General features: G+C 66.0%; 19 protein-coding genes. 11 read left to right on the top strand and 8 right to left on the bottom strand.

Annotated features, from left to right (window positions below):
- The first annotated feature begins 82 nt into the window (after nucleotides 1-82).
- The 3 genes from ACF8ME_RS09725 (at nucleotide 83) to ACF8ME_RS09715 (ending at nucleotide 3829) form a co-directional block, all read left to right on the top strand.
- Nucleotides 83-1231 carry a branched-chain amino acid ABC transporter substrate-binding protein gene (locus ACF8ME_RS09725; RefSeq protein ID WP_392416186.1) on the top strand — a complete coding sequence of 383 codons (1149 nt, stop codon included), beginning with the start codon at nucleotides 83-85 and terminating at the stop codon, nucleotides 1229-1231.
- Nucleotides 1231-2745 (top strand): 4-hydroxyphenylacetate 3-hydroxylase family protein, encoded by a 1515-nt coding sequence (locus ACF8ME_RS09720; protein WP_392416184.1) that lies wholly within the window; start codon nucleotides 1231-1233, stop codon nucleotides 2743-2745. Before ACF8ME_RS09725 ends, ACF8ME_RS09720 begins: the two co-directional genes overlap by 1 nt.
- A gap of 133 nt (nucleotides 2746-2878) precedes the next feature.
- On the top strand, nucleotides 2879-3829 hold the full coding sequence (locus ACF8ME_RS09715) for a LysR family transcriptional regulator (protein ID WP_016448205.1): 951 nt from the start codon (nucleotides 2879-2881) through the stop codon (nucleotides 3827-3829).
- A gap of 29 nt (nucleotides 3830-3858) precedes the next feature.
- On the opposite strand, the gene ACF8ME_RS09710 is transcribed toward ACF8ME_RS09715, so the two are convergent.
- A complete protein-coding gene (locus tag ACF8ME_RS09710) occupies nucleotides 3859-4419 on the bottom strand; it encodes a dihydrofolate reductase family protein (RefSeq protein ID WP_392416182.1) in 561 nt (186 codons plus the stop codon).
- A 220-nt stretch (nucleotides 4420-4639) separates the two neighbouring features.
- Here ACF8ME_RS09710 and ACF8ME_RS09705 point away from each other — a divergent pair, with 220 nt between their 5' ends.
- Genes ACF8ME_RS09705 through ACF8ME_RS09695 form a run of 3 tightly spaced genes read left to right on the top strand, consistent with a single transcriptional unit; the run spans nucleotide 4640 to nucleotide 7128 of the window.
- Entirely contained in the window at nucleotides 4640-5746 is a 1107-nt protein-coding gene (locus ACF8ME_RS09705) for an alkene reductase (protein ID WP_016448207.1), read from the top strand.
- A gap of 59 nt (nucleotides 5747-5805) precedes the next feature.
- Complete coding sequence (locus ACF8ME_RS09700) at nucleotides 5806-6825, top strand: zinc-binding alcohol dehydrogenase family protein (protein WP_016448208.1); 1020 nt, start codon at nucleotides 5806-5808, stop codon at nucleotides 6823-6825.
- A 3-nt stretch (nucleotides 6826-6828) separates the two neighbouring features.
- Complete coding sequence (locus ACF8ME_RS09695; protein ID WP_392416180.1) at nucleotides 6829-7128, top strand: putative quinol monooxygenase; 300 nt, start codon at nucleotides 6829-6831, stop codon at nucleotides 7126-7128.
- Between the two features lie 55 nt (nucleotides 7129-7183).
- Here the strand turns inward: ACF8ME_RS09695 and ACF8ME_RS09690 are convergent, their stop codons facing one another.
- Complete coding sequence (locus ACF8ME_RS09690; protein ID WP_227469613.1) at nucleotides 7184-8128, bottom strand: LysR family transcriptional regulator; 945 nt, start codon at nucleotides 8126-8128, stop codon at nucleotides 7184-7186.
- A 105-nt stretch (nucleotides 8129-8233) separates the two neighbouring features.
- Between ACF8ME_RS09690 and ACF8ME_RS09685 the strand changes: the two genes are divergently transcribed.
- Nucleotides 8234-9214, top strand: a complete 981-nt coding sequence (locus tag ACF8ME_RS09685) for a Bug family tripartite tricarboxylate transporter substrate binding protein (protein ID WP_392414252.1) — start codon at nucleotides 8234-8236, stop codon at nucleotides 9212-9214.
- 12 nt (nucleotides 9215-9226) lie between these two features.
- Entirely contained in the window at nucleotides 9227-9619 is a 393-nt protein-coding gene (locus ACF8ME_RS09680; protein WP_392416178.1) for a 5-carboxymethyl-2-hydroxymuconate Delta-isomerase, read from the top strand.
- A gap of 60 nt (nucleotides 9620-9679) precedes the next feature.
- On the opposite strand, the gene ACF8ME_RS09675 is transcribed toward ACF8ME_RS09680, so the two are convergent.
- The gene (locus ACF8ME_RS09675; RefSeq protein WP_392416296.1) at nucleotides 9680-10966 is read right to left on the bottom strand and encodes a M16 family metallopeptidase; all 1287 of its coding nucleotides are present in this window, start codon (nucleotides 10964-10966) and stop codon (nucleotides 9680-9682) included.
- Between the two features lie 157 nt (nucleotides 10967-11123).
- Nucleotides 11124-12266 (bottom strand): DUF3883 domain-containing protein, encoded by a 1143-nt coding sequence (locus ACF8ME_RS09670; protein ID WP_392416176.1) that lies wholly within the window; start codon nucleotides 12264-12266, stop codon nucleotides 11124-11126.
- A 319-nt stretch (nucleotides 12267-12585) separates the two neighbouring features.
- Here ACF8ME_RS09670 and ACF8ME_RS09665 point away from each other — a divergent pair, with 319 nt between their 5' ends.
- Nucleotides 12586-12960, top strand: coding sequence for a nucleotide pyrophosphohydrolase (locus tag ACF8ME_RS09665; RefSeq protein ID WP_016448215.1), 375 nt, complete (start codon nucleotides 12586-12588; stop codon nucleotides 12958-12960).
- On the top strand, nucleotides 12957-14828 hold the full coding sequence (locus ACF8ME_RS09660) for a DUF2075 domain-containing protein (protein ID WP_046238702.1): 1872 nt from the start codon (nucleotides 12957-12959) through the stop codon (nucleotides 14826-14828). The genes ACF8ME_RS09665 and ACF8ME_RS09660 overlap by 4 nt, the downstream gene beginning before the upstream one ends.
- Nucleotides 14829-14919: 91 nt before the next feature.
- Here the strand turns inward: ACF8ME_RS09660 and guaA are convergent, their stop codons facing one another.
- From guaA to ACF8ME_RS09640, 4 genes are all read right to left on the bottom strand, one after another.
- Nucleotides 14920-16536 (bottom strand): glutamine-hydrolyzing GMP synthase, encoded by a 1617-nt coding sequence (gene guaA, locus ACF8ME_RS09655; RefSeq protein ID WP_016448864.1) that lies wholly within the window; start codon nucleotides 16534-16536, stop codon nucleotides 14920-14922.
- 31 nt (nucleotides 16537-16567) lie between these two features.
- Nucleotides 16568-17002, bottom strand: coding sequence for a type II toxin-antitoxin system VapC family toxin (locus ACF8ME_RS09650; RefSeq protein ID WP_012204856.1), 435 nt, complete (start codon nucleotides 17000-17002; stop codon nucleotides 16568-16570).
- Nucleotides 16999-17277 carry a type II toxin-antitoxin system Phd/YefM family antitoxin gene (locus ACF8ME_RS09645; RefSeq protein WP_012204855.1) on the bottom strand — a complete coding sequence of 93 codons (279 nt, stop codon included), beginning with the start codon at nucleotides 17275-17277 and terminating at the stop codon, nucleotides 16999-17001. Before ACF8ME_RS09645 ends, ACF8ME_RS09650 begins: the two co-directional genes overlap by 4 nt.
- Nucleotides 17278-17417: 140 nt before the next feature.
- Entirely contained in the window at nucleotides 17418-18347 is a 930-nt protein-coding gene (locus ACF8ME_RS09640) for a LysR family transcriptional regulator (protein ID WP_392416173.1), read from the bottom strand.
- Nucleotides 18348-18440: 93 nt separating this feature from the next.
- Here ACF8ME_RS09640 and ilvD point away from each other — a divergent pair, with 93 nt between their 5' ends.
- Nucleotides 18441-20135, top strand: coding sequence for a dihydroxy-acid dehydratase (ilvD, locus tag ACF8ME_RS09635; protein ID WP_047474146.1), 1695 nt, complete (start codon nucleotides 18441-18443; stop codon nucleotides 20133-20135).
- Nucleotides 20136-20139: the final 4 nt, after the last annotated feature.

Genomic DNA, 20139 nt, shown 5'->3' with positions numbered 1-20139 from the left:
GCCCGCCATGCACCGTGGCGCCCCGCCGCCCCCGGGCCGCCATGGCTGCCCTTCGTCTTCACCTGAACAGGACCGACCGACCATGCAAGCCTTCACGACAACCACCGCCCTCCTGCCATCGCGCCGGCGCCTTGCCGCATCCGCCCTGGCGCTGGCCGCCGCCACGCTGGCCTGCGGCGCGGCCTGGTCCCAGTCCACCGTGAAGCTGGGCTTCATCGGCCCCGTCAGCGGCGGCAACGCACAGCAGGGCCTGGGCGCGAAGAACGGCTTCCTGCTGGCCATAGACCAGTGGAACGCCACGGCCGGCGTGCCGTTCAAGGTGGAGGGCGTGGTGCTGGACGATGCCTCCGACCCGCAGACCGGCGTGTCCGCCGCGCTCAAGCTGGTCAACGACCGCGACGTGGTGGGCGCCATCGGCCACTGGAACAGCCCCGTGGCCCTGGCCACGCTGCCGGTGTTCAACCGCGTGCAGATGCCCTTCATCGTCTGGGGCGCCATCGGCCCCAAGATCACCGACCAGAACTTCGCCAACACCACGCGCGTGACGCCCACCCTGGTCAACGAGAACAAGCCCCTGGCCGCCTGGGCCGCCACGGGCCTGGGCGCAAGAAAGATCGCCATCATTGCCGACACCAGCGACTACGGGCGTGCCAACCTGGCTTCGTTCGGCAGCTTCTACAAGGCAGAAAAAGGCAGTGTGGTGGCCGAGGAAAGCTACCCCGTGGGCACCACGGATTTCCGCTCCATCCTCACCAAGATCAAGAGCCTGAACCCCGACGCGGTCTACTTCGGCGGCGTGATCACCGAGGCCGGCATCGTGCGCAAGCAGATGGCCGAGCTGGGCATGAAGCAGCCCATGCTGGGCATCAGCGGCATCTTCGACCCGCAGCTCATCCAGATCGCCGGCCCGGCCGCGGACGGCACCATCGTCGGCACGCCCAAATCGCAGACCACCCCCCGGCTGGACGCCATGAGCCGCGCCTATGCCGCCAAGGGCTATGCCGACTCCGAGAGCCCGTACACCAAGTACGCCTACGACGCCACCGGCATCCTTTTGCAATCGCTCAAGACGGCGGGCACCAAGGACCGGCAGGCCGTGGCCAAGGCCATCCGCGCCATACGCTACGACGGCGTGACCGGTACCGTGACTTTCGATGCCAACGGCCAGACGCAGGTGCCCGTGGAGCTGCAGCTGCACGAGGTCAAAGACGGCAAGTGGGCCAGCCGCTGATGATCAGGACAGGCAGCCAGTACCGCGACTCCATCCGCGATGGCCGGCGGGTCTGGATGAACGGCGAGCGCGTCAACGACGTGACCACCCACCCCATGTTCAAGCCGCTGGTGGACATCCGTGCACGCATGTACGACCTGCAGCACGAGGCCGCGCTGCGCGACGCGCTCACCTGCGACGAAGGCGACGGCGAGCGCCACCCCATCGCCCACAAGCTGCCGCTGACGCGCCAGGACTGGTGGGACAAGCGCCGCGCCACCGACCTGCTGCTGGAGGACATGGGCGGCGTGGTCATGCGCGTGGGCGACGAGAGCGTGGGCGAGATGTGGTCGCTGTTCGACGGCCAGGACGTGCTCAACGAGCTGGACCCGCGCTTTTCCGCCAACATCCGCACCCACATCCGCCGCGTGGTGCGTGGCGACCTGTTCCACGTATCGGCCAACACCGACCCCAAGGGCGACCGCTCGCGCCTGCCGCAGGACCAGGACCCCGACGTGCTGCTGCACGTGGTCAAGGAGACCGATGCAGGCGTCATCGTGCGCGGCGCCAAGTACGAGACCGCTGCCGCCTATGCCAACCAGGCCTTCACCAAGCCGGGGCTGGCGCACTGGGGCGACGCGGCGCAGTCCGAATACGCCATAGGCTTCATCTGCGACCTGGGCGCGCCCGGCCTGCGCTTCATCTGCCGCCCGGGCCTGGCCGCCCGCGCATCGGCCCAGGACCATCCGTTGAGCCATCGCTTCGACGAAGTGGATGCCATCGTGGTCTTCGACGACGTGCTGGTTCCCTGGGAGAACGTGCTGTTCTACCGCCACACCCGGGCCGCCCATTTCCTGCGCGAGACGCTGCACCGCTACTCGGCCTTCACCTTCCTGCAGCGCAGCCTGAAGCTGGCCGACATGCTGATAGGCACGGCCCTGCACAACGCGCGCCAGACCGGCGTGGAGAAGCTGCAGGCCGTGCAGGACAGGCTGGCCGGCCTGGCCTGCTACCGCGAAGGCATCAACGCCCACCTCACGGCCGCCATCGCGCTGGCCGAGCGCAGCCCGGCCGGGCTGATGATGCCCAACCAGTCCCTGCTGTTCACCGGAAGGTCGCTGGCCACCGGCCAGCTGCACCACATGATGAACACCGTGCGCGAGCTGTGCGGCGGCCAGGTCTGCCTGACGCCGGACCACGCCAGCTTCGAGAACGAGGAAACCGGCCCCTGGCTGCGCAAGTTCTACACCCTCGGCCCGCAGTGGCAGGCCGACGACCGCCGCAGGCTGCTGGCCTATGCGCGCGACCTGCTCGACTCGGACCACGCCGGCCACCGGCTCAGCTTCCAGCTGTTTGCACAATGCCCGCCCTACGCCCAGACGGCGGCCGTGTACCGGCATTTCAACTGGGATGCGCCGCTGGACTTCGTGGGCAAGTCCGCCGGTCTGACGGACCGCGTGGAGGCCACGCAGGCGCCGGCCCAGGGCGACGGTGCGGTGGCGCAATGGTTTCGCAATCACAACGCCAGCGACTGAAGGCTGCCGGGGCCCGACCGCCGCACAATGCAGGCGCCTTGCGGGAAGGGCCTCTTGCAGCGCGGTCCGCGGCTTGGTCAACTACGCGGCGGATCACCCTGGCCGCCCTCCCCCTCTCCACCTCTTGCGCACCGTGCTGACACGACTGACCTTCAGACAATTGGAATACTGCGTGGCAGCGGGCGAGTTCGGCAGCATTGCCGAGGCCGCCAACCGCATCCATGTCTCGCCTTCGTCCATCTCCTCGGCCATCACCCAGGTGGAGGCGGAGCTGCAGGTGCCGCTGTTCGTGCGCCACCATGCGCAAGGCCTGTCCGTCACGCCCGCAGGCGCCGAGGTCCTGCGGGAAATCCGCAGCCTGCTCGACCAGGCCATGGCCTTGTACGACGTGGCCAGCAGCGCGCAAAGCCAGGTGCGCGGCCCCGTGCGCGTGGGCTGCTTCACCACGCTGGCGGCCATGGTCGCCCCCGAGCTGTGCCAGGGATTCGCGCGCGCCCACCCCAAGGCCACGGTCACGCAGATCGAGGACCACCAGGAAGGCCTGATCCACAAGCTGCGCACCGCGCAGATCGATGTCGCCATCACCTACGACCTGCTGGTGGCCGAATCGGACATCTGCTTCGAGCCCCTGGCCCAGCTGCCGCCCATGGTCATCGTCAGCGAACTCAATCCGCTGGCCAACCACCGCTCCACCACGCTGGAGGCGCTGGCCCAGCTGCCCATGGTCCTGCTGGACCTGCCCCTGAGCCGTGAATACTTCATGTCGCTGTTCCGCGAAGCCGGCGTCTCGCCCCTGATCGCGGCCCGCAGCGCCAGCCCCGACGTGGTGCGCTCCCTGGTCGCCAACGACGTGGGCTACTCCCTGGTCAACGTGCGCCCGCGCAACTCCCATGCGCTGGACGGCAAGAAGATCGTCAACCTGCACCTGAACGGCAACCACCGCCCCATGAAACTGGGCCTGGCCTGGGCCCGCGAACAAAAGCCCCGCCATGTGGTGGAAGCCTTCATGCACCGCTGCCGCAGCTTCATCTCCAATGAATACATTCCGGGGATGACGGCGCCTGGGCGCGGGGAGGCGAACTGAGCGGCGCGCAGACCGAATCAGGGAGCCTGTCAGGCGGTGCTCTTGCGCACCTCGTAATGCAGCACCGCCATGCCCTCGCCAATCTGCCGCACGGATAACAAACGCAGCACCGGATGCAGCACCCGGCGCGGAAACAGCGGCTTGCCCCGGCCCAGCGTGGCCGAGCCCACGCTCAGGATCATCTCGTCCAGCAGGCCCGCGTCATAAAACTGGCCTGCCAGGTCCCCGCCTCCCATGATCCAGAGGTTGCGCCCACCGGCCGCCGCCTGCATCTGCGCATGCACGGCACGCACATCACCGCTGACAAACCGGATATCGGCACCCGGGATACCAGGCAGCGTGCGGCTGGAAAACACCCAGGCAGGCTGCGTATAGGGCCACGCCGCCCCGGTCTCCCTGGCCACCGTGTCCGCGTGGCGCAGCATCCATTCGTAGGTGGCCGACCCCATGGCCAGCGCGCCCACGCCGGCAATGAACTCCGGGTAGCCCGTGGCCTGCATGTCGCCCAGCGGGAACAGCCAGTCCAGGGAATCGTCCTCGGTGGCCAGGAATCCGTCGAGTGAGGTGGCGGCGAAGTATTGGGTCTTCATGGGGGAGATGGTAGCCAGGCAGGCGCGGCACGGCCATCCGCCCGGGTGTCGTGCAGGCCGCGCCCTGAGCTCATCGTCAAATTTCTTTTGAAGCCGCCTTCAGTCTTGCGGGTCTTTTTCAATTGAAACGCCCAGGTCAACATCGCTCCATGCCCAGACGACTTGCGAACCGGGTTTCCGCTCCCGCCCCAACACCTCTACAGCTCCGCCAAGGAACCGCATGACCACCGCCTCCACGCCCCTGTTTCGCCCCCTGCAGCTCGGCCCGCTCAGCCTGCCCAACCGCATGGTGATGGCCCCCATGACGCGCAGCCGCACCAGCCAGCCAGGCGACGTGCCCAATGCATTGATGGCCACCTACTACGCACAACGCGCCAGCGCCGGCCTGATCGTCTCGGAAGCCACCCAGATCTCCCGCCAGGGCCAAGGCTACAGCTTCACCCCCGGCATCTATTCAGAGGCGCAGGTGGACGGTTGGCGCCGCGTCACGGACGCGGTGCATGCCGCCGGCGGGCGCATGGTGCTGCAGCTGTGGCACGTTGGCCGCATGTCGCATGCCAGCTTTCACGCCGATGGCCTGCCGGTCGCGCCTTCGGCGCTGTCGCCCCAAGCGCAGGTCTGGGTGGTCGGCGACGACGGTGTCGGCCGCATGGTCGACTGCCCCGTACCGCGCGCACTGAGCGCACAGGACATCCAGGACGTGATCGGCGACTTCCGCAGGGGCGCGGCCAATGCGATGCGCGCCGGTTTCGATGGCGTGGAAATCCACGGCGGCAACGGCTACCTGATCGATCAGTTCCTGCGCACCACCTCCAACCACCGCACCGACGCCTACGGCGGCGGCATCGCCCAGCGCACGCGCTTCGCCGAAGAGGTCGCGGCCGCCGTGGCGGGCGAGGTCGGGGCAGAGCGCACCGGCATCCGCCTGGCGCCCTTCATCACGCAGCGCAACATGAACTGCCCGCAGATCATCGAGACCATCCTGCATCTGGCCAGCAGGCTCGACGAGATCGGCCTGGCCTACATCCACCTGTCCGAAGCCGATTGGGACGATGCGCCCGAGATTCCGCAAGACTTCCGCCACGCGCTGCGCCGCGCCTACCAGGGCAAGGTGATCGTTGCGGGCAAGTACGACGCGGAGCGCGCCCAAGCCATCCTGCACGAGGGCCTGGCAGACCTCGTCGCCTTCGGCCGCCCCTTCATTGCCAACCCGGACCTGCCGGCGCGCTACGCCGCCCAGGCGCCGCTGGCCGCATTCGATCCGAAGGCCCTGTTTGGCGGCGACGCGCGCGGCTACTCGGACTACGCAGCCCTGGCCACTGCCTGAAACCCTCCTTGCTCGCCCTCCTTGCTATCCCCTCTTCCTCAACCTTTGAAAGCACGACCATGAAAGCCGTTGGATACCAGAAGCCCCAGGCCATCAGCCAACCCGAATCGCTGATCGACATCACCCTGCCCGATCCCGTGGCCACCGGCCGCGACCTGCTGGTCGAAGTCAGGGCCGTGTCCGTCAATCCGGTGGACACCAAGGTGCGCGCCAGCGGCGCGCCCGCCGAGGGGCAAACGCACAAGGTGCTGGGCTGGGATGCCAGCGGCATCGTCAAGGCCGTGGGCCCCGAAGTCACGCTGTTCAAGCCGGGCGACCGCGTCTGGTACGCCGGCTCCATTGCGCGCCCTGGCACGAACAGCGAACTGCACCTGGTGGACGAGCGCATCGTGGGCCACGCACCCAGGTCGCTGGACTTCGCACAGGCTGCGGCCCTGCCCCTGACCGCCATCACCGCATGGGAGATGCTGTTCGACCGCCTGGGCATCGCGCCGGGCAAGCACCCCAGCCACAAGACGCTGCTCATCATCGGCGCCTCCGGCGGCGTGGGCTCCATCCTCACGCAGCTGGCCACGCGGCTGACCAGCCTTACCGTCATCGGCACCGCATCGCGGCCCGAGACGCAGGCCTGGGTCAAGGAGCTCGGCGCCCACCACGTGATCGATCACAGCCAGCCGATTGCCGACGAACTCAAGCGCATCGGCTTTCCCACGGTGGACCTCATCGTGAGCCTCACGCAGACGGACCTGCACTTCGCACAGATCGTCGAGGCGATCGCGCCCCAGGGAAAATTCGGCCTGATCGACGATCCCGCGTCGCTGGACATCACCAAGCTCAAGCGCAAGTCCGTGTCGGTGCACTGGGAATTGATGTTCACCCGCGCCCTGTTCGGCACCGACGACATGATCGGCCAGCACCGCCTGCTCAACGAGGTTGCCGCACTGGTCGATGCCGGCCTGATCCGCACCACGCTGGCCGAGCGCTTCGGCAGCATCAACGCCGACAACCTCAAGCGCGCCCATGCCCTGATCGAGTCGGGCAAGGCGCGCGGCAAGGTGGTGCTGGAGAACTGGGGCTGAGCCATGAAGACAGAGACCATTTTCAACCTGGCCATCCTTGAAGCGAAGGCCGGCCAGCAAGACCAGCTGCGCGACGCCCTGCGCGCGCTGGTGCCATTCACCCGGCAGGAGCCCGGATGCCTGGACTACACGCTGTTCGAGCTGGCGGACACCCCCGGCACCTTCTACATGCGGGAGTCATTCAGGGACCAGGCAGCGCTGGATGCGCACTTCCGCATGCCGTACTTCAAGGCGTTCGAGAAACGCTTCGACGAACTGCTGGCACGCCCCCTGCAACTGGTGGGCCTGAAGGAAGTGCCCTGACGGGCGGTACGGGTCCGGGCGGTACGGGTCCGGGCGGTACGGGTCCGGCCGACGACTAGCGCGCGGCTGCAACGCGCCGCCCCCACGCTGGCGGCAGCGTGGGGGTTGCCGCCGACAGCTCGTCCCATACGTACTGGGCGGCAAAGCCGTGGTGACGGCTGCGTGAGCGCACCAGGCAGGCTTGCCGGCCCAGATTTCTTTCGGCCAACGGGACTGCGTCCTGCACGTCCAGGCTCATTGCCGCGGCACCGTTGAGCAGCGCGACCATGCCGTTTTCACGGGCGGCATGCACCAGGTCCTCCAGCGTATCGGACTCCAGATGCACGCCCGGCTTCAGCCCCTGCGCCGCAAAGGCGTTGTCGAGCTGGCGCCGCATGGCGTATTCGCTTGGCAGCAAGGCCAGGGGGTGGTTCGCGACCTCGCTGAGCTCCAGCAGGCGTCGCCGCCGGCGGGGCTTCAATCCGACGGCCACCACCGGCTCGTCGAAGCAGGCCAGGATCTCCAGATCGGCATGCGGCTCCGGGTCGAAGCTGACGGCGAGATCGAAATCGCCGCGCAACACGCCCTCCACCAAGGCCTGTGCGGTGCGCCTGCGCAGTGCGATCGCCAGCTGCGGCCACTGCGCCTGGGCCCTGCGCACGACGGGCAGTACCCAGCATCCCGCGTAGGACTGCACCAGGCCGATGCGCACCAGGCCCGCCACGGTGCTCGCACGCGCCTGCACGTCGCGCAGCGCCGCCTGCAGCTCCCTGAGGCAGGCCGACACCCGGCGGTCGAGCTCATGTCCGGAGGCCGTGGCTACGGCGCGCCCGCTCGCACGGTCGAACAGCTGCACGTCCAGGGTCGATTCCAGCAAGGCGATCTGCTCCGACAGCGCCGCCTGCGAGATCGAGGCATCGCGTGATGCCGCACTGAAGCTGTGCGCCCGCATCGCCGACACGAAGTAGCGCAACTGGCGCAATGAGACGAGATCGAGGGGGTCGCGGCTGCGTGCGGACATGGCCATCGGATTATCCGATAGGCGCGGCCAGAAAATGCGAATTGCGAAGAAACAAGGGCCTGCCGACACTACGGCCACGAGACAACTCTGGTCACGAGAGCACCGATGAAACGACGCAACTTCCTTCAGTACGCCAGCACGGCGACGGCCATTTCAGCCATGGGCGCAAGCCCCTCGGCGCGCGCACAGGCATTCCCTTCCAAGCCCATACGCATCATCTGCCCCTATCCGGCAGGTGCGACCACCGATGCCGTCTCCCGCCTGATGGCGAATGCCTTGCAGACGGACAGCGGCAGCACGGTGATCGTCGACAACCGCAGCGGTGCGGGCGGCAACATCGGCACGGAGGCGGCAGCACGCGCCGAGGCCGACGGCTACACGCTGCTGCTGGGCGCACTCGGCCCCATGGCCGCGAACCCGGCGCTGTACTCCAGGCTCAACTTCGATCCGGCCAAGGACTTCACACCGCTGGCATGGGCCGCCTCGGTGCCGTTGATCTGGGCCGTGCATCCCTCCTTCCCGGCGACCACGGCCAAGGAGGCGCTCGAATGGCTGCGCAAGAACCCGGGCAAGTTCTCCTACGCATCCGCCGGCAACGGCACGCCGCAGCACCTGGCGGGAGAACTCGTCAAGCGCCAGACCGGCACCTCGATCCTGCACATTCCCTACCGCGGCTCCGCGCCTGCACTCAACGACGTGCTGGGCGGCACGGTGCAGATGGTGTTCGAAGCCACGCCGGCCATCCTGCAGCATGTGCAAAGCGGGCGCCTGAAGGCGCTGGCGGTGACGTCCGCCAGGCGCATTCCCGCGCTGCCCGGCGTGCCCACGCTCAAGGAATCCGGCGTGGACGCCGAGATCAGCGGCTGGTACGGCTTCCTCGCGCCCGCCGCGACCCCGGCCGACCGCAAGGCCTGGCTGGTCAAGCACATGGGCGCGGCGCTGGCGGCCAAGGCCACGCAGGACAGGCTGGCCGAACTCGGCTCGGTGCCCATCGACAACTCGCCGCAGGCATTCGCACGCCTGCTGGACAGCGAACGGGCACGCTGGCAGACGCTGATCCGCGAAGTCGGCATCAAGCTCGACTGAAGGCGCCGCCCCATGCCGCACATCGCCATCGAGGTATCGCCATCCTTGCTCCCGTCGATCCAGTGGGAGCCGGTCCTGCACGCCATGCACCTTGCGCTGGCCGAGCGCGGATGGGCACGGCTCGCGGACCTGAAGTCGCGCGTGGCACCCATCGCCGTCGGACTGTGCGGCGACGACCCCCACGCGCAGCAACTCATCGCCACCCTGACGCTGACCAACCCGCGCCCGCCGCAGATGTGCTCGGCCATGGCCGAGGTCGTGCTCGGGCATCTCTCGCGCGCCGTCGACGCGCACCCGGAGTCAGCGGCGTGGGTGCAGTGCTGCGTGTTCCTGCAGGAGCACCCGAAGTCGCACTACCTCAAGCGGCAATGGAATGCGCCGCCGCCGGTTCCCTCAACTCCATGACAACGGGAAAAGCGCCATGTGTTGCGGTTGGCCGCTGGCCGCTGACCGCGCGCTGCCGGCTCAGCCCGCCAGGCCTGCGGCCAGCTGCCGCACGGTCCGGGCACTGGCGCCCTTGCCGGTGATGGCCACCGCCGGAGGGTGGGCCAGCATGCGCTCGAAGACCTTGCGCACTTCCTCGGCACCGATGCCATCGATCATCGCCAGCGTTTCGGCCACGGATGTCACGCTGCCATGGGCAAAGAGGTCTTCGACAGCGCGCTCCATGGTGGCGTAGGTCCGCTCGCCCGCACGCACCCGCGAGACCGCCAGCTGGTTCTTGGCCCGTTCCAGATGCACGGGGTCGATGCCGGCTGCCTGGGCGCGCAGCAGGCCGCCTGTCGCAGCCACCAGCGCTTCGAGCTTGTCCGGCGTCGTGACGGCATGCACGATGAAATTGGCCCAGACGTCACCGCCCTCCATCGCCGCATAGGCCGTATAGGCCAGTCCGAGCCGCTCGCGCACGGTATCGACCAGGGGCGACGACATCCCCTCGCCCAGCAGATGGGCCGCCAGCGAGGCCACGAGACGCGCACGCTGCGTATGCTCGCCCTGCAACGGCTCGAACACCAGGGGATAGGCCAGGTTCACGAACACCTGGGACACCTGCGTGAAGCGTTGCGCCAGGGCCTGCCCCACATACTTTGCGGGCTGAGGGGGCAACGCCTCAGCCGGATTGGCCGACGCAGGCATGCCGGCGAACAGCTGCGCCGCCTGCTCCAGCCAGGCCGGCACATCGAAGTTTCCGGCCGCGACGACGACGGTCTTTTCTCCCACGTAGTGGGTTTGCACATGGCGCACCAGATCCTGCCGGGTGAAGCCTTCGATATTGGCCACCGTGCCGATCACCGGCATGCCCATGGGGTCGTCGCCCCAGATGGCGCGGTCCAGCAGATCGCCGGCGCTGTCCTCCGGGTCCTCTTCGTACTCGATGGCCTCCTGCCGGATCACCTGCAGCTCCCTTTGCAGCTCATGCTCGGGAAACACGCTGTTCAGCACGATGTCCGCAATCATTCCCAGCAAGGCCTGCGCATGCCAGCCCAGGCCGGTCATGAAATAGCCGGTGATGTCCTTGCCGGTGAAGGCGTTGACCTCCGCACCCAGCCGCTCCGCATCCAGGTTGATCTCCTGCACGGAACGCGTGTGCGTGCCCTTGAACGCCATGTGTTCCAGCACATGGCTGATGCCGTTGCTGGTGGAGGTCTCGTCGCGGGAGCCCACGCGTAGGAACACACCCACGCTGACGCTCTGCAAGTGCGGCATGGGCAGCGCCAGCAGCCGGACCCCATTCGCAAGAGTGCGCAAGGCCATGGCAGGCCGCTCCAGTTCGGTTGCCGCCAGGGGCTTTTCTTGAATCATGGGCTATTGTCGTCGCGCTCCAGAGGATGCGCAGGGCAGGCCTCTTCAGCCCTCTTTCATGTGCCTGTGCTCAAAGCTGCGGGGAGCTCTGGCCCGGCCGCCCTGCGCGTTACCCGACCAGGCGCCGGAACGACGCCCGAAAATCGATGGGCTCCAGGTGCAGCTGGTCCGCCAGCGGCCCGTTCAGGATGTAGAGCCTTGGTTCCTCCCGGAACTGAAAAACCCGGTAGAGATGGAAGGCATCCCCGGCCTCTGCCGCGAAATCCAGTTCGTTGCGGCTGATGATGAAGGACGAGGCATGCCCGCCATTGGTGGTCTTGACCTCGATGAAGCGATGCTCGCCGGGCCGCTCATGCGAGAGGATGTCGTAGCCGCTCCCGTCGCCGAGCCGGTCAGACACCCAGTCCAGCTGCTGGAAAAGCTCCGGATACCCGGCATGGACAAGTCGCCGCTGCTCGAATCCGATGACCCACTGCTCTCCGGCACGGCCAAGATGCCGGTTGGCTTCATCCCGCTGGGCCCAGCTCGTCTTGCGTGGAAATCTGACCTTGGCGCCGTCTTTCGCCAACTGCGCCACTGTCTCCAGCGCAGGCGGTTCAACCAGGCAGGCATGAAAACTCTGCTCAGCAGACGTCTTGACCTCCTCCATCGCATCCACCACACGGGAAACCAGGCCCGGCTGATTCAGGACGAACTGCTGAACCGCCTGACGCAACAGAAGCTGAGCGTTGCTCCGGGGCTTGTAGCCGCGGATGAAGGGCAGCTCCAGGTCATGCAGGACGGCGCTGATGTTCTGGAACTTCAGCTCCACCGATCCCTTGCTGCGCTCACGCAGCCGCTGGCGCAACTGCGCATTGAATTCGGTCTTGGTGTAGCGCTGCTGCTCGGCCTCCAGCAAAAGCATCTCGAAATATGACGCGACCGTGGCCTGCACCTCATCGAAGGTCCAGTCTTCACCAATGCGCACGACATCGAAGCCCAGATGCTGCAATCGAGGAACGACGGTGGCCTCTCCACCGGAGAAATCAGTCGGCTTGAGCGGTCCCTCCTGCGGGAACTGATGGCCGAACGCAGCTCCGACGATGGCCTTGGAGTCGCATAGCTGCCCGGTTCTTGCATTGCGAACCAAGAAATCGCGCGATTTTCCAAATCCGTATCGCTTCAGGAATGCCGTCCGACCAAGACGTGAAAACTCGTCCAACGCCGCCTGAACGGCCGCAGGACTTTGAAGGCGAGAGATTTCAACAGCCATCAGCGTTTGGGAGAAGTATCTTCATGCGGAATCAATACCCACGGCCTAGGTCCGCAGCAGCACACAGCAAATTGCAAAGAAATAGTACTTTACGTTACAAACGCATGCTTGGTCTGGTAGCAGCCATGTCTTTCATGGGGAACACTGGACTTCGTCTGTCTGCGCGCAAGTGCTTGCACCTGGCCTGGGAATCAGGCGGCTAGTTCTTACATCCAAGCCTCGCCCGGGCTCAGAATCTTCCTAGGCGCAGCGATACTTCAGGTCTCTGAGTCCTAGGAACTGCAGAATAGGTAACAATCCGTTCCGAAAGGGTCTGGATGTGGACAAAAGTCTGATTGACGTGACGGGCGCGGTACACGCGCTGAGGCAGTTTGCGCAAGAGCGGGAGTGGCAGCAATTCCATTCACCCAAGAATCTGGTCATGGCTCTCTCGGGCGAGGTGGGTGAGTTGACCGAAATATTCCAATGGATGACCGAGGCCGACTCTCATTCGGCCGCCTCGAATCCTAAAACCGCCTCGGCGGTACGCGACGAACTGGCCGATGTCGCCCTGTACCTCATCCGCTTGGCGGATGTGCTGGACGTGGACCTCAACGCAGCCATCGCCAGCAAGCTGGCTTCCAACGCCGCCAAATACCCTGTCGAGGCGTCGCGCGGCGTCAGCACCAAATACGACCAGCTGCCCGAGCCATGATCGTTTATCAGGCCGAGAAGACACAATTCCTGCTCGACTACGACGAACGCGATATTGAAGACGTCATCTACGCGAAGTACCAGGCAGCGACTCACCGCAAGGTAGCCAAGGCGGAGATCCGATCATGGCGCGAGTCGCTGGGCTACATTGCCCGCCTTCTGCGTGACCCGGAAATCGCACCCGACATCGGGGTCGCTGTCGAATTCATCCTGCCGCAATCGTCAAAACGCATCGATGTCATTCTTGCCGGACATGCCGACGACGGCTCTCGACGGCTGGTGGTGGTCGAACTCAAGCAATGGTCATCGGTCGGCGCCACCGACCGCGATGCCATCGTGCTTTTGCGCGGTGGAATGCGCCCTGACCAGGCGCGCATTCACCCCAGCTACCAGGCGTGGTCGTACACGGCATTTCTGGAGGGGTTCAACGAGGCCATCTATGACGGCGGGCTGCAGCTGAAGCCTTGCGCCTACCTGCACAACTATGCCGCCGATGGCATCATCGACTCCCCCCAGTACCAGCCCTATATCGAGCGGGCACCTTTGTTCCTGAAAGGCGATGAAGACCGCAAGAAACTCCGCGAGTTCATCAAACAGCACATCCGGCATGGCCGAGGCCGCCAGGTGCTGTTCGATCTTGAACGAGGAAGGATGCGGCCATCCAAAGCGCTGGCGGATGTGGTCGGCAAGCTGCTGAAGGGCAACAGCGAGTTCGCGCTAATCGACGACCAGAAGGAAGTGTTCGAGGCTGCGAAGGCGGCATGCCGCCAGGCCAGCGCCAGCGGCAGGCCTCGCGTCTTGATCATTGAGGGCGGTCCTGGAACCGGCAAGTCGGTGATCGCCGTCAACCTGCTTGCGGCTCTGCGCGAAGGCTTGACCGTCAAATACATTTCCAAGAACGCTGCCCCACGCGCTGTCTATAGCGACAAGCTGATACAGACGCGCGACAACGCACATCTGGTCAATCTTTTCGGCGGATCAGGCTCCTTCACGGAAACCGTGCAGGATGCCTTTGATGTCTTGGTCGTGGACGAAGCACATCGCCTAACCGAAAAAAGCGGCTTCTATGGGAATCTGGGCACCCATCAGGTCAAGGAGCTGATAGAAGCTGCCAAGTGCAGCATCTTTTTCATCGACGAAGACCAGCGCGTGACTCTCAAGGATGTAGGTTCCAAGGAGATCATCCGCAAGTTTGCAGCTGAGCGGAATGCTGAGGTAGAGGAATATTCGCTGACTTCCCAATTTCGGTGCGCCGGCTCCGACGGCTATCTGGCCTGGGTAGACCATACGTTGCAGATCCGAACTACCGCCAACCCTAGCCTTGCAGATATTCCGTTTGACTTTCAGGTGTTTGACGACCCCTCGGATCTGCACAAGGCCATCGAGACGAAGAACGCCAACAACCGGGCACGCGTTGTGGCTGGTTACTGCTGGCCATGGAACAGCAAGAAGAATCCCAAGCTTATGGACGTAGTCATCGGAGACTACGAGCGCCAATGGAATCTGGACCAGGACGGCAGCCTCTGGATCGTGGCACCGAACTCTGTGGCACAGGTCGGCTGCATACACACCTGCCAGGGGCTGGAAGTGGACTATGTGGGAGTCATCATCGGGCCAGACCTGGCCATCATGGGCGACACGCTGGTGGCAGTGCCCCGAGCCAGGGACAGACATGACAAGACCATGAAGGGATTCGTGAAGATGACGAAGGAGCAGCCTGCCGAGGCCGCACGGCTGGCGGACAGCATCATCAAGAACACCTATCGCACCTTGATGACCCGTGGCATGAAGGGGTGCTATGTGTATGCCACGGACGCGAAGCTGAGGGCATACCTGCGCGAGCATTCGGCTATTCCAGCATCCCACTGAACAACGGCGGGCGGGCAGAAAAAAGCCCGCAGTGCCGCGGGCTTGATTCGGAAGTACAGCCGGACGACCCCGGCCGTTTCCTATTGCGCAATCATTCCCACTCAATCGTCGCCGGCGGCTTGGTCGACACGTCGTAGGTCACGCGGTTGATGCCGCGCACTTCGTTGATGATCCGGCCAGACACCTTCTTGAGCAGGCCGTAGGGCAGCTCGGCCCAGTCGGCGGTCATGAAGTCGCTGGTCTGCACGGCGCGCAGGGCCACGACGTAGTCGTAGGTGCGGCCGTCGCCCATGACGCCCACGCTCTTGACGGGCAGGAAGACGGTGAAGGCCTGGCTGGTGAGGTCGTACCAGTTCTTGCCGGTGGCTTCGTCCGTCCAGTTGCGCAGTTCCTCGATGAAGATGGCGTCGGCGCGGCGCAGCAGGTCGGCGTATTCCTTCTTGACTTCACCCAGGATGCGCACGCCCAGGCCCGGGCCCGGGAAGGGGTGACGGTAGACCATTTCACGCGGCAGGCCCAGGGCCACGCCGAGTTCGCGCACTTCGTCCTTGAACAGGTCGCGCAGGGGCTCGAGCAGCTTCAGGCCCAGCTGCTCGGGCAGGCCGCCGACGTTGTGGTGGCTCTTGATGGTGACGGCCTTCTTGCTCTTGGCGCCGCCCGACTCGATGACGTCGGGGTAGATGGTGCCTTGGGCCAGGAAGGTGGCGCCCTTGTGGCCTGCATCGCCGGCCTTGAGCTTGGCGGCCTCGGCCTTGAACACGTCCACGAACAGGCCGCCGATGATCTTGCGCTTGGCCTCGGGCTCGCTGACGCCGGCCAGCTTGCCCAGGAACAGGTCGCTGGCGTCCACGCGGATGACCTTGGCGTGCAGCTTGCCTTCGAACATTTCCATGACCATGTCGCCTTCGTTCAGGCGCAGCAGGCCGTGGTCCACGAAGACGCAGGTCAGCTGGTCGCCGATGGCGCGGTGGATCAGGGCTGCAGCCACGGACGAATCCACGCCGCCCGACAGACCGAGGATGACTTCCTCGTCACCCACCTGCTCGCGGATTTTGGCAACGGCTTCCTCGATGTAGTCGCCCATGATCCAGTCGGCATTCGCCGCACAGATCTCGCGCACGAAGCGGTTGAGCAGGGCCGCGCCCTGCACGGTGTGCGTGACTTCGGGGTGGAACTGGACGGCGTAGAAGCGGCGCGCCTCGTCGGCCATGCCGGCGATGGGGCAGGACGGCGTGGAGGCCATGACCTTGAAGCCCGGGGGCAGCTCGGTGACCTTGTCGCCGTGGCTCATCCAGACCTTGAGCATGCCGTGGCCTTCGGCCGTGGCGAAGTCCTCGATGCCCTTGAGCAGTTCGGTGTGGCCATGGGCGCGCACTTCGGCATAGCCGAATTCGCGGGTGTGCGAGCCTTCGACCTTGCCGCCCAGCTGGGTGGCCATGGTCTGCATGCCGTAGCAGATGCCCAGCACGGGAATGCCCAGCTCGAACACGGCGTCGGGGGCGCGGTCGTCCACTTCGTAGACGCTGGCGTGGCTGCCCGACAGGATCACGCCCTTGAGGCGGCCGTCGGCGGCGAATTCGCGCACCCAGTCGCTGCTGACGTCGCAGGGGTGGACTTCGCAGTAGACATGGGCTTCGCGCACGCGGCGGGCGATCAGCTGGGTGACTTGGGAGCCGAAGTCAAGAATGAGGATCTTGTCGTGTTGCATGGTCATCTCAGGCAAAGGTGATGGGAGGGGATCAGAAATCTTCAGGGGCCAGCAGCGCCAGCCCGCGCTTGCGGGCGGCGGCGGCCTGGGCCGCGTCAAAGGTGGCCAGCGGCAGGCGCAGCGACTGGGCCAGCCACAGGTAGGCCGCGTCATAGACCGGCAGGCGGGTGTCCAGCGCCACGTCGAGCACGGCCTTGTGCTGGGCGGGTGCCAGCTCGTGCAGTTCCACGCGGTGGCGGATGGCCTCGAGCACGCCCCACAGGCCTTCGACCGAGCTGTGCGGAATGCGGCCGCCGTGCACGCCCGAGGCGATCAGGTTGCCGCATTCCCACTGCCAGAGGTTGGGCGCCTGCGGGTCCACTTCATGGCGGCGGATGCGGGTATACAGGCGCTGGGTGTGCACGCTGGCGGCATCGGGCAGCAGCCAGGCGGCGGTGACGGAGGCATCGAGCACGAAGGAGGTCATGCCTGGCTCCGGCCTGCGTGGCGCAGTCGGGTGGTGGAGTCCGGCGCCTGTGCCGACTGGGCCGGCTGGGCCGGCCGCACCGTGGCCTGCAGCGCCTGCATCTGCTCCAGCTCGCGGGCGATCTGCTCGTCGGTGATCACGGGGCGGCGGCGCACCGGCAGCATGCGCACCACTTCCTTGCCGTGGCGGGTGATGCGCACTTCCTCGCCCTGCTCGACAAGTTCGATCAGGGCGGAGAAACGGGTCTTGGCTTCGTAGATGCCGACAGATTGCATGGCGGGGCTGAAAACAAAAGCAGGCCTGGTGTCCGGCCTGGCCCGAATTCTATCATTCTGGCCAGAATTTCCAAAAATTCAGACCAGAACCATGCGGATATTCGCCGGCCTTGCCTCGGGGGGCTGTCGGTGAACGCCACTCAGCGCTGCTCGCGCACGAAGCCGACAAACCGCGCCAGCGCGGGCGACATGGCTCCGGCAGGCCATGCCAGGCTGGTCTCGCAGACCGGCAGGGCAACGGCCTTGCTGCCCGCACGGGCGCTGGCGAAAACCGCCTCGCGGTAAACCACGCCGGGCCTGCAGAACTGCATCACGCTGGCGGGCACCCAGGCCAGGCCGATGCCGCCCCAGACCAGGTTCACGATGGTCTGCATCTGTATCGCCTGCTGCGCGATGCGCGGCACATGTCCGTGCCGTCGGTACAGATCCGTCACCGCGTCATGGAGCGAGGGCATGATGCGGCGCGGAAAGATCACCAGCGGCTGCTCCAGCACTTCGTCGAGCATCAGCCGGTCCGCACCGGCAAGCGCATGCTGCTGCGGCAGGGCCAGCACCATGGCTTCCCGTCCCACGGCCAGGCGCTCCAGGCCGGCCGGCGCATGCCCGGGGGCATGCAACATCAGTCCGGCATCGATCTGCCCGCGCTCAAAGGCTTCCATCTGCACATCGCTGGTGGCCTCGACCAGCTCCAGCGCCACACCTGGCGTGCCTGCCACGAAGTCCCGCACCCACAGCGGCAGCCGGGTGAAGCCGATGGTGGAGACAAAGGCCAGCCGCACGCGCCCCACTTCTCCCGCTGCCGCAGCCCGCGCAATCCCAGGCAGCGCTGCCGCACGCCCTAGCAGTTCACGCACCTGCGGCACAAGCGCCTCGCCGGCCGGCGTCAGTGCGACGTGGCGGCTCGAGCGCTCGAACATCGCCACGTCCAGGCTGCGCTCCAGCTGGGCGATGGCCTGGGTGAGCGGCGGCTGCGTCATGTGCAGGCGCGATGCGGCGCGGCCGAAGTGCAGCTCGTCCGCCACGGCCAGGAATTGCCGCCAGACGCGCAGATCAATGGGGGGCTCATTCATATGCCCAGCATATCAATCATGCCGATGAATAGGATTGGATCAGATGAATCAGTCGGCCCATACTCATCCAACCCCCACAACGAGAGACATGCCATGACCCCGCCGAACCAGATCAACCGCCGAAGCGCCCACATCACCGAAGGCAAGGCGCGCGCAGCCAACCGCTCCATGTTCTACGGCATGGGCTACAAGGAAGAGGATTTCAAGAAGCCCATGGTCGGCGTGGCCAACGGCCACAGCACGATCACGCCGTGCAACTCCGGCCTGCAAAGGCTGGCGGACGCGGCCATCGCAGGCATCGAGGAAGCCGGTGGCAACGCGCAGGTGTTCGGCACGCCGACCATCTCGGACGGCATGTCCATGGGCACGGAAGGCATGAAGTACTCGCTGGTCAGCCGCGAGGTGATCGCCGACTGCATAGAGACCTGCGTGGGCGGCCAGTGGATGGATGGCGTGCTGGTGGTCGGCGGCTGCGACAAGAACATGCCGGGCGGCATGATGGGCATGCTGCGCGCCAATGTGCCGGCCATCTATGTCTACGGCGGCACCATCCTGCCCGGCAGGTGGAAAGGCCGGGACCTGAACATCGTCAGCGTGTTCGAGGCCGTCGGCGAGAACGCCGCGGGAAAGATCAGCGACCAGGAGCTCAAGGACATCGAGCAGCACGCCATTCCCGGCACGGGCTCGTGCGGCGGCATGTACACCGCCAACACCATGTCGAGCGCGTTCGAGGCGCTGGGCATGAGCCTGCCCTACTCCTCCACCATGGCCAATCCCCATGATGAAAAGGAGAACTCGGCCAAGGAATCCGCCAGGGTGCTGATCGAGGCCATCAAGATGGACCTCAAGCCGCGCGATATCGTGACGCGCAAGTCCATCGAGAACGCGGTCTCGGTGATCATGGCGACCGGAGGCTCCACCAATGCCGTGCTGCACTTTCTCGCGATCGCCCATGCGGCCGGCGTGCCCTGGTCCATCGACGACTTCGAGCGCATCCGCCAGCGGGTGCCGGTGCTGTGCGATCTCAAGCCCAGCGGCAGATACCTGGCGGTGGACCTGCATCAGGCGGGCGGCATCCCGCAGGTGATGAAGATCCTGCTGAATGCGGGCCTGCTGCACGGCGACTGCATCACCATCTCGGGCCAGACCATCGCCGAGACCCTGGCCGGCGTGCCTGACGAACCGCCCAACCCTCAGGTCATCCGCCCGCTCTCGGATGCGCTCTATCCGCAGGGCCATCTGGCCATCCTCAAGGGCAACCTGAGCCCGGAAGGTGCGGTGGCCAAGATCACGGGCCTGAAGAACCCGGTCATCACCGGCCCGGCACGCGTGTTCGACGATGAGCAATCGGCACTGGCGGCCATCCTCGACGGCAGGATACAGGCCGGCGATGTGATGGTGCTGCGCTACCTGGGCCCCAAGGGCGGCCCCGGCATGCCGGAAATGCTGGCCCCCACGGGCGCCCTGATCGGCGCCGGCCTGGGCGAGAGCGTGGGCCTGATCACCGATGGCCGCTTCTCCGGCGGCACCTGGGGCATGGTGGTCGGCCACGTGGCGCCGGAAGCGGCCGTGGGCGGCACCATCGCGCTGGTGCACGAGGGCGACTCGATCACCATCGACGCGCACGCATTGCAGCTGCAGCTGAACGTGCCCGAAGACGTGCTCGCCCAGCGCCGTGCGGCATGGAAGGCCCCCGCGCCCCGCTACACGCGGGGCGTGCAGGCCAAGTTCGCGTTCAACGCATCGAGCGCCAGCTCGGGCGCGGTGCTGGACAACTTCGCCATCTGAGCTT

The organism is Delftia sp. WSY_7 (genome assembly GCF_043104845.1).
Lineage (GTDB): Bacteria > Pseudomonadota > Gammaproteobacteria > Burkholderiales > Burkholderiaceae_C > Comamonas > Comamonas tsuruhatensis.
The sequence above is the reverse complement of the archived record's forward strand: the minus strand, read 5'-3'. Positions and strand labels throughout refer to the sequence as shown.